Source organism: Pelagicoccus sp. SDUM812003 (assembly GCF_031127815.1).
Classification (GTDB): Bacteria; Verrucomicrobiota; Verrucomicrobiia; order Opitutales; family Opitutaceae; genus Pelagicoccus.
On the sequence record NZ_JARXHY010000001.1, the window covers coordinates 532,439 to 545,337 of the forward strand.

The window sequence follows — 12,899 nt, forward strand, 5'->3', positions numbered from 1 at the left end:
TGGGTAAGGGAGAATGAATGGCTTAGCAGCTAGCTTCTGAACTGTGCCTTTACGCTGGGGCGTTTCAGACCCAGCAAAGCCATGACGCCGATCGTGCTGCCGATGGGGAAGTAGAACAGGTTCGCGATCGACACCTTGCGCACGAAGGACAGGCTTTTGCCTTTCAAGGCTTTGAATCCAGCGACGATGGTGAAAATGCCCAGTATCCAGCCAAGGACTACCTGGGTGAGCAATCCGATCGCTACTAGACCGCGAGGCGAGAACTCGAAGACGTCCGCTAGCCATCCAAAGGACGCGAAGCCTTCGGCCTGAGGATTCATTTGATTTTCATGGCTGGCTGCGACGAACGCGGAGAACGCGCTCATCAGCACGTACATGGCGCCCACGTAGATGAGCGTGCAGCCCGCCACCGCGAGGTACCCGCGCGAAGATCTGTTCCTTTGATCCGTTGCTTCTGATTGTTCCATGTTGGTCTGCTCTTTCATGAAAGCTCTAATGCAGGGCATGCGCCATGCTAATGGCCTCGGTTTCCACCTTGGATGCAAGTGACGATTGGCAAGAGGCTTAGGATGGAAAGCTCTCTATGGGGCAGCGTTTTAGCGGGTTTGCTGGAGGTTGCAAAATGCAGCTGTTTAGGCTCGGGATTGCAGGGAGCGGCGCGCCTCGATGGAGCTGAAAGTGGCGGCATTGAGGGGCGGCGCGCGTAGGGTCGCCTTGGCGAACAAGACGACCCCGTTTTCGTTGATTCTTACTTCGAGCGGTTTCCGCGGCTGAGCTAGCGGGCTAGGAAATCTCGAATGGATTGGCGGAGAAACCCCAGTCTGCCAGCGTCGCCTTTGAGTGTTGCGGAGAGGTAGTTCTTGGTCTGCTCGAAGGTGATGTGCGGAGGAATGGTGGGAACCTCGGGATCGGTGAGGGCGTCGATAACGAACGGACGATCCGCCTGCAGCGCCTCGTCCCAGATCTCGCCTATTTGGTCCGGGTTGTCGGTACGACGGCCCGCGAGACCAAGGTCGCGGGCGAACTTCGCGTAGTCCATATCGGGGATCTTTTGCGAAGCTTCGAATTTCGGGTCGCCCTCCATGGCTCGCATCTCCCATGTCACTTGGGCGAGGTCCTGATTGTTCAAGACCAGGATGACCAGCCGAGGATCGTCCCAGCTTTGCCAGTACTTGGAAATCGTAATGAGATTTGTGATACCGAGCATTTGCATGGCTCCGTCTCCGATCAGGGCGAAGGGCACGCGGTCCGGGTATGCCATCTTCGCTGCGATAGCGTAGGGAACGGCGGGGCACATGGATGCCAGCTTGCCTGATAGGGACGCCTTCATCCCCTCGCGAATCTTGATATCGCGAGCGAACCAGTTGGCGGCGGTGCCGGAGTCAGCGCAGAGAATCGCCTTGTCGGGCAGACGGGAGGAGAGCTCCCAGAAAACGCGCTGCGGATTGATCGGATTGGCTTTCTGGTGGGCCCGCTCCTCCAGTTTCTTCCACCAATCAGCCACGTTGGCTTCGATGCCTTCTCGCCACTCGTCGCGTTTCTTTGTTTCCAGCAGGGGCAGCAGCTCGGCGAGCGTGCTTTTCGCATCGCCGGTGAGGTTCTTCTCCATCGGGTAGAAGACGGATTGCGACTTTCCTTGGATGTCGATCTGCACCCCGCGCGCCTGCCCGTTATCTGGCAGAAACTCCGTGTAAGGAAACGAGGTGCCGACCATGAGCAAGGTGTCGCACTCCTTCATCATCTTGGCGCTAGGTTCCGTACCCAATAGGCCGATACAACCGGTCACGAAAGGGCGATCGTCCGGCAGAACCGCCTTGCCCAGCAGGGCTTTGGCGACGCCGGCTTGCAGTTTTTCCGCGACCTGCTCGAGCTCTTTGCTCGCTTCCAAGCAGCCCGCGCCGGCGAGAATGGCGACGCGCTTGCCGGAGTTGAGGATCTCCGCGGCGATGGCCAGGTCCGACTTTTGCGGAATCACCTTGGGCCGAGCGTAGCCGGTGGCCGATCGGGCCACGTCGTGCGCGGGTTCGATCTCGCTCGGCATATCGAGGGTTTGCACGTCGCTCGGCAAGATCACAGTGCACACGCCTCGGCGGTCCTGAGCGATGCGCAGGGCGCGGTCCATAACCACCGGCGCCTGTTCCGGCACGTTGATCGTCTCCACGTATTCGCTGACGTCGGCGAAGAGTCCGGATAGGTTGACTTCCTGCAGGGAGTTGCTGCCCATGGCGTGGCGCGGCTTTTGTCCGACGATCGCCACCACCGGCTGATGGTCCAGTTTGGCGTCGTAGAGCCCGTTCAGCAAATGGATGGCGCCGGGGCCCCCGGTGGCGATGCAGACTCCCGGATTTCCTGTGAACTTGGAATGGGCGCAGGCCATGAAGGCGGCGGATTCCTCGTGTCGGGTTTGAATGAACTCCATGAACTCGCGCTTGCGTCGCAAGGCTGCCATGGCTCCGTTGATTCCGTCTCCGGAGTATCCATACACCCGCTCGACCTTCCAGTCGATCAGTCGCTGTATGATGAAATCTGATACATTCTGCTTGCTCATGACGAATCTCCCTTCTCCTCCCAATCCGGAGCGAAGTCCGGATCGACCTGTCGTCGATCCTTGGGCAGGTTGGCGATGCGGCGCTGATCCGCTTCATCGAGCTCGAAGTCGAAGATGTCGAAGTTGCCTTCGATGTGCTCAGGTGAGGACGAGCGTGGGATGGCGAGAACGTTGTCCTGTTCGATCAGCCAGCGCAGGGCCACTTGGCCAGGCGACTTGCCGTGCTTATCCGCGATTTGCTCAAGCTCGGGTTCGTCCATCACGTTGCCTTGAGCCAGTGGCGAGTAGGCGGTGAGCGCGGTATCGTTCTCTCGAGCCAGCTGCAGCAGGTCTTCCTGGTCGAGCAGTGGATGGTATTCCACTTGGTTGCAGAAGACCTCCGAACGTTTCACGGCCTCCTCGAACAGGCTCGGCGGAAAGTTGCTCACGCCGAAGTGCCGGATCTTTTCCGCCTCCTGTAGGTTGTGCAGGGTATCCAGGCATTGCGGCAGAGGGATTTGCTTGTTCGGCCAGTGGATCAAGGCCAGGTCGAGGTAGTCGACCTGAAGCTCGACCAGACTTTTTTCGATCTCGCTGACCAGCAGCTCCGGTTCGAGGTCCTCCCACCAGACTTTGCTGGTGAGGAAGATTTGATCTCGGTCGACGGAGGAACGCCGGATACCCCAGCCAACCTCTTGCTCGTTTCCGTAGACGCGGGCGGTATCGATGTGCCGGTAGCCGGTTTCCAAGGCGGTCTTCACCGAGGTCGAGCAGGTTTCGTCTTCCAGCTCGTAGGTGCCGAATCCGAGCGTGGGCACGTCCTCACCGCGGATGCGCTTCGTGAACAATGGGGCGCGTAGTGTTTCAGTGGTAGCAATCATGCCCCGGGGAGTGCAGAGCGCGCGCCAACACTGCGCCCCCTGTGCGGCGGTAGGGTATCCTGCAGATTGCAGCCCGGTCCCTTGCAGCCTGCAAGGGTGGCGTCGCCTTTTGGGGCTGACCTCTCCCTTGACCGGGTAAACGGGAAACGCGACTGCGGGGATGGCTGCTGTTTGCGCCGAGCGTGACGGTTCTAGTACTCCACCGAATAGTCCTTGCGGAAGGGGCGTCCGGAGAAGGCCAATTTCTGCGTCCAATCCTGACTTGGCTCGGTCCAGTAGGCGTCGTCCGCCGGCAGACCGAGCGGCAGAAAGCTGGCGGTGGTGATGTACATGCTGCCGGAGTTCGAGTACCAGTCGCCGAGAGCGAGGTCGCCTCCGGCGAAACCGATGCGCAGGTAGCCGTCTTCGGTGAAGTTGCTGGGGTGGGAGAAGATGGCTTCGTGCACGGCCCGGAGGGCGGAGCGCACGCGGCCGCTAGGCAGCGTTTCCGGCAGCTGCTTCTTCAGGGCCAGCTGGGCCAGCAGCTGGAAGGCGGTGGTGCGGTAGGTGAGGGAACGTCCGATCGGCGGGTAGGTGCCGCTCGGGGAAATGAGGCGCTCCAGGTGTTCGGCGAAGCGTTGGCTGCGCTTCAGCTGAAGATCGTACACGTCCTGAATGTCGCCGTGCCAGTAGTAGGTGTCGTGGGCGGTCATGACCTCGAGGATGTCGAGAAGCATGGGGTGGATGACATAGGAGTTGTAGTAGTCGAAAGCGAAATGCTGGCCGTCGGCGAACCAGCCGTCTCCCACGTACCACTCCTGAAACTTGCGAAGCGTGAGCTCCAGGCGGATCGGGTCGTACTGCTCGCCGACCTGCATGAGAAAAGCCTCGTTCATAGCGGCGAAGAGCAGCCAGTTGGTGTAGGGCGGACTGACGCGCCGCAGGGATTTTATCGCTGCGACGATGCGTTGCTGGGTCTTCCTGCTTTGCTGTTCCCAGAGGAATGGAGCGCGCAGCATGGCTTGGGTGTAGTAGGCGGAGTCCACCAGGAGCTGGCCGTGATCCAGCTCCCAGTTGAAGTAGTCGGAGCTCTGCGGATCAACCGAGTGTTCGTAGGCGAGCAGGGCCATTTCGCGCAGCGCGTCTCGGGCCGCTAGGTCCGGTCCAGGCGCTGTGTTGGCGAGCCATGGGGCGGCGCCGGCGATGGTCCGGCCGAAGCATTCCAGATGCACGATGCGGTTGTCGCGGCCGTCGGTGTTGGTATTGACCTCGATCGGGAAGTCGCTGTGGAAGCGCTCGCTGGCGAAGAGCTCCAGGACCGGGCCGGAGATCTTTTGCAGCAGGGAGGAGAAGTAGGCGTAGTCGTCCTGAGTCTGCGAAGCGGGCGGTTTCTGCTGAGCGAGGGCGGTCTTGCCCAAGGCGGTGAGGGCGCCGCTGGCGGTGGCGGCAGCTAGGAAGTCTCTTCGTTTCATGGAGTATCGGGGGTAGAAAACGAATGCCGACCCTGGGACGGATTCGCTCGCCCCGCAAGCGCGTTTCTCCGCGAAAAGTATTCGAAAGTTGGATGCGGCTCTCGAATCGCCAGCTGAAGGAGGACTGCGGGTCAGCCCGCCGCCGAGATGCTATCCGGTTCCTCGAGTCCGTACTGCAGCACTTCGATGAGGCTTTTCAAGTGGCTGTCATGGGTGGCGGAGACGGAAACGGGTGGGAGCTCGTAGGTGATGACGTGGTAGCCGTTCTCCTTGGCCCAGCTGCCGAAGGATCCGGGCGTTTCGTATCCAATATCTCCCACAAGGGGCAGTTTCGCGGTCTTGGCGAGCCGATAGCCCAACGGACTGTATTCGGGATCGTCGATGCAAGCCAGAGGCGCGTGCAAAGCGATCACGCATTTCGGATCAAGCGTTTCGACCAGCTGGATCAAGGCTTTGGTTTCCGGCTCGGAGGCAGGTTCGCTGCCGGTGGAAAAGGAGACGCGTCCCCCGTCGGGTGCCCATTTCGCGGAAACGGCGCCGGGTCTCCAGTTGGAGCTTGGAAAGTTCCTGTTCAGCTCCACGCCGCGGGCGTTTCCACGTGTGCCGAGCAAGGTGCCGTCCGGGTTGGCGCAGAGCGCTACGGCGCAGCGCTGAGGTGGCGACTCCAGGCTGCGAAGGGCTTTGGAGAGCAAGGCGGTAGTCTCTGATTCCTCTCCGTGGATGGAGGCGAAGATAAGGACGTCGCACTGTCCGCTGGACGGCAGAAACACTTCGAGGGGAATCTTATTCAACGAATAGCCGTAGATTTCGGAGAGGAAGGGGATGGTGCCGCGTCGATCCATCGGGCGTTCAACCGTTGCGGGTGAGTTCCAGTAGTCGATCAAGGGAGTGGCGCCCAGCCCTCGTGGGTTGTCGGAATTTGAGAACGAAAGCTGTCCTCGTTTTTCCGATACGCCGGTGAATGGGTCGTTTGAAGTCAAGAGAGCTCCGTCCAGATCGAGCCAATCGACATCCGGCGCGAGGTGAAGGGCCGCCGCGATGCCGAGGCTGCTTTCGATCATGCAGCCGAGCAGGATCTTCAATTCGTGTTTGCGGGCTTCTTCGAGCAGCTCGCGAGCCGGGGCCAGCCCTCCTGTTTTGACCAGTTTCAGGTTGATGCCGTGAAAGCCGCTGGCGCATCGAGCCAGATCCTCAACGCCTTGGAAGGATTCATCGGCGACCAATGGCAGCGGGCTGCGTTCCTTAAGCCAAACCAGATCTTCCGGCGGCGTATCGCGCGGCATCGGTTGCTCGATGAATTCGATGGGACCAAACGAAAGGGCGGTTTCGATTTGCCTGAGGGCTCGCTCCTTGTCGGCCCACGCTTCGTTTCCGTCGATGCGGACGAGGGCTTCCGGACTTACGGAGCGAAAGGCTCTCAAGGCCTCCGCGAGATCCGTTTTGCCGGCTTTGAGTTTTATGATAGGAAATCGCGAGGCGTCCTCCGCTGCGCAGATCAGCTCGCGCGGATCCGAAATGCCGATACTAAACGAGCTAGGTTGCAGGGTCGTGATTGAGGGCGAAGCTCCTCGCTGAAGCATGGGCTGGGCAGCGGACCCTACCGCTTTGTCGGCTCCGTCGTGCAGCGCCAGGTCGACCATGGAGCGAGCGGCGAAATTGCCCGAATGGGAATGCAGGTAGTCGAGGCTTTGCCCGATGGAGCGAAACGAAAGGCGGCTCCAGTCGATCTGTCGCAGAAATGCCAATACGCTCAGCAGGGATTCGCCGTAGGTGCTCACTGGGGACGCTTCGCCGAATCCTATGACTCCGGTCTCGTCCGTCAGCTTCAGCAGCCAGACCCCTTTCTGAGAGATGCCGTTTCCGTTTGGCCCAAGGCGACTGGCGATGGCCCAAGGGCGTTTCAATCGAAGCGGATAAAGGCAGAGGGACGGCGTGAGCATGGGCTGGGAGCAGCAGGATTTCAGCCAGCTGGGGAGCGAGAGTCGAGAACTCGCTCATCGTGGAGCCTTCGCCGCCGCCTGGATCCTGCCCTAGCCGAGAAGTCGGAGGGCGATTTGCGAGGACTGATTCGCTTGGCTGAGCATCGAAGCTCCGGCTTGAACCAGAATGTTGGCACGGGCGAGAGCGGTCGACTCCTGGGCGACATCGACGTCGGTGATGCGACTGTTGGCAGCCTCCAGGTTGCTCATGTTTATGGTTAGCATTTCGTCGGCGAACTGCAGGCGCGATTGCTGGGCCCCGTTGTCGGCTCGAAGCGTGGCGACGTCCTGGATGGCCCCTTTGATCTCGTCGATGGAGACGTTGGCAAGACCGCTGGCGTCCCGCACCGAGGAGGTGTTCGAGGTCGAGGTGGTGGTAGTGGTTTCGCTGGTCGCGTTGAAGTTCGAGACGTAGGTGGTCGTGAAGTAGTCGTTGAGCAGTCCAATCTTTCCGGATGTGGGAACGCCGCTGGTGGTGGCGAAGGCGGTGGATGAGCCATCTACATAGGTTTCAGTCCCGCCGTTTCCGTCGAAAACGACTCTAAACGAGTGCGCGTTGGTATCGGAGAAATCGTATTCGAAAACGGAAACGCCACCCATTTCCAGTTCGATTTCGCTGTTGTTGGGAGATTGGGAATTGAAGGTGACTTCGAAGGCACCGCTGAAGGTTTGATTGCTTTCCACCAGGGCATCGTCCGGTCCGGCGTCGCCGATCAGAGTGAGCTGGCCGCCAGAGGCCGATGCGGTGTGGTTGCCTGTGCTGGCGTCGGTCCAGTTGCTCAGATCAGAAAAGTTGTCGCTCAGCAGCGTGGTGGCGCTGGTGGAGGTGGTCGTCGTCGTGCCGAACAGCTCCGCTCCGCCCAAGGACACCTTGTTTTCCAGATTCTCGCCGCCGACTCCGATGCTCATGGAGCTGGAGCTGAAGAGGGAGATCCCGTTGAACGTCTCGTCCGCCAGGCTGCTCAGCTGAGTTTGCAGCTCGCTGAACTCTCGGTCGTAGTTGGCTAGGTCGGTGGCGTTCTTGGTCTGGTCCCCGTAGAGCGTTTTGAGCTCGCTCATGCGATTGAGGATCTTGCTGGCGCTTTCCAAAGCCCCGTCCTGGGTTTGCAAATACGAGATGGCGTTTCCGACGTTGGTTCGGGCCTGGGCTTGGCGGTGTGTCGCGGCCTTCATTTTCATGGAGACGGCCAGGCCGCCCGCGTCGTCGGAGGGGTTGACGATCTTCGAACCGCTGGAGAGCCGATTGAGGCTTTGGTTGAGAAGCTGGTTGGACCGCGAGAGGTTGATCGCAGCGCTGGTCGCTGCCGAATTGGTGTTGATTGTGATTGGCATTTCCGTCCGTGAAAAAGGGGCCAACGTCCGTGTTGGCGATTAGGCGTTGTCGGTGGCCGGCCGAGGGAAATGCAGGTGTATCCCTTAGCTGGTTGGGTTCGACAGGGCATTTACTACGGACGTTACTCACGGGGCTTTAGGGGAAAAGATGCATGGTATAAGAAAAACTCATCCTGGGTCGTTGTGTCGGGACGCCCTTCTTTGGTGGGGGGCGGGCATGAAAATGCCTCGGGGCTGGGAGCTCCGAGGCATTGCGTCGTGCGATCGCTAGGCGGCGGCCGCGGGCTACTTCAGGTCGAAGCGGTCCGCGTTCATCACCTTGCTCCAGGCGGCCACGAAGTCGTGGAGAAACTTCTCTTGCGCGTCGCTGCTGCCGTAGACTTCCGCCAGGGCCCGGAGTTCGGAGTTGGAACCGAAGACCAGGTCGACTCGGGTGGCGGTCCATTTGACTTCTCCTGTCTTGCGATCGCGTCCGTCGAAGACCTGCTCCTCTCGATCTTGCGGGAGCCAAGCGATGCTCATGTCCAGCAGATTTCGGAAGAAGTCGTTGCTGAGGGCGCCTGGCTTGTCGGTGAAAACGCCATGCTTGGATCCGTCCCAGTTCGTATCCATGGCGCGCATACCGCCAATCAGTACAGTCAGTTCCGGGGCGGTGAGACCGAGTAGTTGAGCCTTGTCGACGAGTAGTTCCTCCGCTGATACGGAAAACCGCGTCTTCAAGTAGTTGCGGAATCCATCGGCCACTGGTTCGAGAACGTCGAAGGCTTCGACGTCGGTTTGCTCTTGGGAGGCGTCCATGCGGCCAGGGGCGAAGGGCGCGGTGATTTCGCTGCCGGCGGCCTTGGCGGCTTGTTCGATCCCTGCGCAGCCTCCCAGCACGATGAGATCGGCCAGCGAAACGGTTTTTTCGAATTCCTTTTGAATGCCCTCGAGGGTTCGCAGGACCCTGGCCAACGTTTCCGGTTGATTGACCTGCCAGTCCTTTTGCGGAGCCAGTCGGATGCGGGCTCCATTGGCCCCGCCGCGCATGTCGGATCCCCGGTAGGTGGAGGCGGAGGCCCAAGCGGTGGATACGAGTTCGGATACGGTGAGTCCCGAGGCGAGGATCTTCTTTTTCAGGGCCGCGACATCGTCGTCGTCGATCAGCTCGTGATCGACGGCTGGGATGGGATCCTGCCAGAGCAGCTCCTCTTTGGGAACTTCCGGACCCAGGTAGCGGGCGCGCGGGCCCATGTCGCGATGGGTCAGCTTGAACCAGGCTCTGGCGAAGGCGTCCGCGAACTCGTCCGGATTTTCGTAGAAGCGGCGGGATATCTTTTCGTATTCAGGATCGTAGCGCAGGGAGAGGTCGGTAGTGAGCATCGCAGGCGCGATCTTTTGCGACGGATCGTGGGCGTGTGGCACGGTGCCCGCTCCGGCGCCGTTTTTCGGAGTCCATTGATGGGCCCCGGCGGGACTTTTCGTGAGCTCCCATTCGTATTCGAAAAGGTTTTTGAAGAAGCCGTTGCTCCATTTTGTCGGGGTGGTGGTCCAAGTGACCTCCAGTCCGCTGGTGATGGTGTCGGCGCCTTTTCCTGAGCCGTGGCTGCTCTGCCAGCCGAGGCCCTGCTGGTGGATGGGGGCGGCTTCCACGTCCGGACCGACCGCGTCGGCGGGACCGGCTCCGTGGGTTTTACCGAAGGTATGTCCGCCGGCGATCAGGGCCACCGTTTCCTCGTCGTTCATGGCCATGCGGGCGAAGGTTTCGCGGATGTCGTGAGCGGCTTTCAGCGGGTCCGGGTTTCCGTCCGGTCCTTCCGGATTGACGTAGATGAGGCCCATCTGCACTGCGGCGAGCGGGTTCTCGAGATTTCGGCTATGGATGTCGCCGTCGGCATCGTCGTCGGAAACGAGGGCGCTGTGTTCCTTGTCCACGCCTTCCGAGCCGTGGGCATAGCGTTCGTCGCCGCCGAGCCAGGTCGTTTCGCGGCCCCAGTAGACGTCCTTGTCCGGCTCCCAGGTGTCCTGGCGACCGCCGGCGAAGCCGAAGGTTTTGAAGCCCATGGATTCCAGAGCCACGTTTCCGGTGAGGATCATCAGGTCCGCCCAGGAGATCTTGCGTCCGTACTTCTGTTTGATGGGCCAAAGGAGGCGTCGGGCCTTGTCCAGGCTGACGTTGTCCGGCCAGCTGTTGAGCGGGGCAAATCGCTGCTGACCTCGCCCGCCGCCGCCACGTCCGTCACCCGTCCGGTAGGTGCCGGCGCTGTGCCAGGCCATGCGAATGAAGAGCGGTCCGTAGTGTCCGAAGTCGGCGGGCCACCAGTCTTGGGAGTCGGTCATCAAGGCGTGCAGGTCCTTTTTGACCGCTTCGAGGTCGAGGCTTTCGAAGGCTTCCTTGTAGCTGAACGTCTCGCCCATGGGATCGGAGAGAGACGAGTGCTGGCGGAGGAGTTCGATCTTGAGCTGGTTGGGCCACCAGTCGTGGTTGGTGGTGCCGCCGCCGGCGGAATGGTGGAAGGGGCATTTGCTTTCTGTGCTCATGGGCTTGGGTTCCTTTCTGATGGTTGGTATGAAGTAAAGGTGGGTGGTTCGATCGGTCCGGATCGTCTGGGCGGCAAAAGGGCCGATGGGGCTTGCTCGTTTCTCGCAGCGCGAGTCGGAAAGACCGGAGCGTCGGCGCGAAGGCGCGCTAGCGAGCGTTGGACTGGAAAGGGTGGGTGGAGGGTGGCGAGGGAATGTGGGGAGGATTTACAACTGAGCTCGGAAGCATGGCTTGAAAGGAGCGGATTGCAACGCGCTTGTCGGTCTCGCCGGCAATGAAACGCGCCTTGATGGCGCGAGAGGAGGAATTTGGTTTTCAAACGGGGTGTCTGTGAGGTCTCCATGTGGATCAGTCGCAGCGTCGCGGCAGCCAGGCCACCACAGGAAGGTCCTGCGCGAAGAGGACGCTAGGGTGCTGCCCTCCGATTTCGAAGGGCGCCAGCATGGTGTTGCGTTCGATCTCAAATTCCCCGATATGCAGGGGCCACGGCGGATGTTGGACTTCGGCTCGAAACAGATTTCCGTTTCGGCTGGCCGCATAGAAGCAGTAGCGCTCGGTCGCCCAGCGTTCGAAGCTGTCCGCTCGGGCCTCGAAGGGGGAGCTCGGACCGTAGCCTCCGTCGAAGACGCGGTCCGGGCGCGTCGACTGGTAGCGGGTTTGGCCCGAACTGGTGGAGGAAACCTGCATGGTGGCTCGAAAGTAGGGCAGATGAAAGAAGGCGCGGGCGAGCCAGACCGGCAGACGATGAGGCACGTCGAGCGAGAAGAACCAAACGCCGGGCTTGCCGCCGTGGCGCACGTAAGTGCGCACGTTGATCTCGGGGAAGTCGCTGATGCCTTTGGGCTTTGGCATGCCGCGTGGCCCGACGCCGGTCATTTCGAAAGGAACGATCGCGATCCAGGCGGAACCGTCGAAGGTGTCGATCTCGAGGCTTTTGGGTATGCGTTCGCGTATCGAGCTGATGGATACTTCCCAGTGTAGAAAGAGCAGGTTGCGCCATCTCTGCTCGAGCATCCAGGGGCCGTTGGGTACGGGCCAGGGGCGGTGGTTTCGTTCGCGAAGGGCGGGATGCATCGAAGGCATGGAAGGCTAGAGCGCGAAGAGCAGGCGCAAGGCGATGACGCTCCAAAGACCGACTCGAAGCCAGTTTAGGCGCAGGAGACTTTCGATGGTTTCGCTGCGCTTTCCGCTTCGCTGTAGCGCGCGATGCAGGGGAACGAATCGAGAGAAGGTGACCACCCAAGTCGCCGCCACCAGAGCGACATAGCTGGTCGAGTGGACGCTTTTCGTCAGGCCGAGCGAGATCAGGGCGAGGGCGAGTTGGGCGACCATGAGCGGCCCGGCGATGAAGCCTTGGGCGTTGGTGTACCTCGCGTGCCAAGCTGCGAAGTTCGTTTTTTCGATGTATCGAAAAGATGGATAAACCACAAGTTGCACCAGCCAGATTAGCACGCACAGGCCGAAGTCGACTGCATAGGAAACGATGAAAAGCGGCGAGTGGCTAGGATTCATTCAAAGCTATCGACTCGCCGCGTTCATTGTTCAGAAAGCAGTTGCTCGGGCGTCTATTTGACGACGATGGTTCCTTTCATGAGGGCCCAATGACCGGGAAAGGAGCAGATGAATGGGTATTCGCCAGGGCTGTCGAAAGTGTAGGTCACGGTATCGGTTTCGCCCGGACCTAGAAGCTTGGTGTGGGCGAGCACGCTGGATGCGTGGGGTGCTTCCTGGGGGATGTATTCGTTTCCCGCAGCCCCCACCGCTGCATTGCCGAACGCTGCCACGTCGGTACCGGGCTTGAGAATCACCAGATTGTGACCCATGGCCGCTTTAGGCAGCTTGCCGACGTTGTGCAGCACGATGGTCAGCGGCTCGCCGGCGCTCGCTTCGATTTGCGAAACGTCGAAGCGCATGGTGTCGTCGGCGTTCACGGTAACCTCTTTGGCCGCATAGGCAAATGTAGTTGAAGCGAGAATACAAAGTAAGGTTAGGAGTCTGTTGAAGTATTTCATTGGCTGTTGGCTTTGAGTGTTCCTAGGGCATACGGTCCGACGATGGGAATCGATTGAACTGCCGGCTTGGGTATTAGTTAAGCTGAAGGCGTAGATTAGGAACGGACGCTTCTCGAAGGCAATCGATCCGCACTCTTCTGGGGGGTATCCCGTAGCATAGCTGGTCGATCCGCGTCTCGCGATTCGTCAGTCGCTG

At 60.3% G+C, this 12,899-nt stretch carries 10 protein-coding genes; all 10 read right to left on the bottom strand.

What is annotated here, in order from left to right; genetic code table 11:
• Positions 1 to 29 precede the first annotated feature (29 nt).
• Positions 30 to 467 carry a hypothetical protein gene (locus QEH54_RS02140; protein WP_309016968.1) on the bottom strand — a complete coding sequence of 146 codons (438 nt, stop codon included), beginning with the start codon at positions 465 to 467 and terminating at the stop codon, positions 30 to 32.
• A 308-nt stretch (positions 468 to 775) separates the two neighbouring features.
• The gene (locus tag QEH54_RS02145) at positions 776 to 2,548 is read right to left on the bottom strand and encodes a thiamine pyrophosphate-requiring protein (RefSeq protein WP_309016969.1); all 1,773 of its coding nucleotides are present in this window, start codon (positions 2,546 to 2,548) and stop codon (positions 776 to 778) included.
• A complete protein-coding gene (locus QEH54_RS02150) occupies positions 2,545 to 3,408 on the bottom strand; it encodes an aldo/keto reductase (RefSeq protein ID WP_309016970.1) in 864 nt (287 codons plus the stop codon). The genes QEH54_RS02145 and QEH54_RS02150 overlap by 4 nt, the downstream gene beginning before the upstream one ends.
• Before the next feature lie 191 nt (positions 3,409 to 3,599).
• On the bottom strand, positions 3,600 to 4,859 hold the full coding sequence (locus tag QEH54_RS02155; protein WP_309016971.1) for a DUF2264 domain-containing protein: 1,260 nt from the start codon (positions 4,857 to 4,859) through the stop codon (positions 3,600 to 3,602).
• 131 nt (positions 4,860 to 4,990) lie between these two features.
• Positions 4,991 to 6,799 carry a murein tripeptide amidase MpaA gene (mpaA, locus tag QEH54_RS02160; RefSeq protein WP_309016972.1) on the bottom strand — a complete coding sequence of 603 codons (1,809 nt, stop codon included), beginning with the start codon at positions 6,797 to 6,799 and terminating at the stop codon, positions 4,991 to 4,993.
• A gap of 90 nt (positions 6,800 to 6,889) precedes the next feature.
• Positions 6,890 to 8,170, bottom strand: a complete 1,281-nt coding sequence (locus QEH54_RS02165; RefSeq protein ID WP_309016973.1) for a flagellin — start codon at positions 8,168 to 8,170, stop codon at positions 6,890 to 6,892.
• A 285-nt stretch (positions 8,171 to 8,455) separates the two neighbouring features.
• Positions 8,456 to 10,690, bottom strand: coding sequence for a catalase/peroxidase HPI (katG, locus tag QEH54_RS02170; RefSeq protein ID WP_309016974.1), 2,235 nt, complete (start codon positions 10,688 to 10,690; stop codon positions 8,456 to 8,458).
• A 349-nt stretch (positions 10,691 to 11,039) separates the two neighbouring features.
• Positions 11,040 to 11,765 (bottom strand): DUF2071 domain-containing protein, encoded by a 726-nt coding sequence (locus QEH54_RS02175; RefSeq protein WP_309016975.1) that lies wholly within the window; start codon positions 11,763 to 11,765, stop codon positions 11,040 to 11,042.
• 15 nt (positions 11,766 to 11,780) lie between these two features.
• Entirely contained in the window at positions 11,781 to 12,203 is a 423-nt protein-coding gene (locus QEH54_RS02180) for a hypothetical protein (protein ID WP_309016976.1), read from the bottom strand.
• Between the two features lie 53 nt (positions 12,204 to 12,256).
• A complete protein-coding gene (locus QEH54_RS02185; RefSeq protein ID WP_309016977.1) occupies positions 12,257 to 12,703 on the bottom strand; it encodes an azurin in 447 nt (148 codons plus the stop codon).
• Positions 12,704 to 12,899: the final 196 nt, after the last annotated feature.

Bases quoted from the DNA above. Each gene is read 5' to 3' on its own strand.
- QEH54_RS02140 (WP_309016968.1), bottom strand. From the start codon at position 467: ATGGAACAATCAGAAGCAACGGATCAAAGGAACAGATCTTCGCGCGGG.
- QEH54_RS02145 (WP_309016969.1), bottom strand. From the start codon at position 2,548: ATGAGCAAGCAGAATGTATCAGATTTCATCATACAGCGACTGATCGAC.
- QEH54_RS02150 (WP_309016970.1), bottom strand. From the start codon at position 3,408: ATGATTGCTACCACTGAAACACTACGCGCCCCATTGTTCACGAAGCGC.
- QEH54_RS02155 (WP_309016971.1), bottom strand. From the start codon at position 4,859: ATGAAACGAAGAGACTTCCTAGCTGCCGCCACCGCCAGCGGCGCCCTC.
- mpaA (WP_309016972.1), bottom strand. From the start codon at position 6,799: ATGCTCACGCCGTCCCTCTGCCTTTATCCGCTTCGATTGAAACGCCCT.
- QEH54_RS02165 (WP_309016973.1), bottom strand. From the start codon at position 8,170: ATGCCAATCACAATCAACACCAATTCGGCAGCGACCAGCGCTGCGATC.
- katG (WP_309016974.1), bottom strand. From the start codon at position 10,690: ATGAGCACAGAAAGCAAATGCCCCTTCCACCATTCCGCCGGCGGCGGC.
- QEH54_RS02175 (WP_309016975.1), bottom strand. From the start codon at position 11,765: ATGCATCCCGCCCTTCGCGAACGAAACCACCGCCCCTGGCCCGTACCC.
- QEH54_RS02180 (WP_309016976.1), bottom strand. From the start codon at position 12,203: ATGAATCCTAGCCACTCGCCGCTTTTCATCGTTTCCTATGCAGTCGAC.
- QEH54_RS02185 (WP_309016977.1), bottom strand. From the start codon at position 12,703: ATGAAATACTTCAACAGACTCCTAACCTTACTTTGTATTCTCGCTTCA.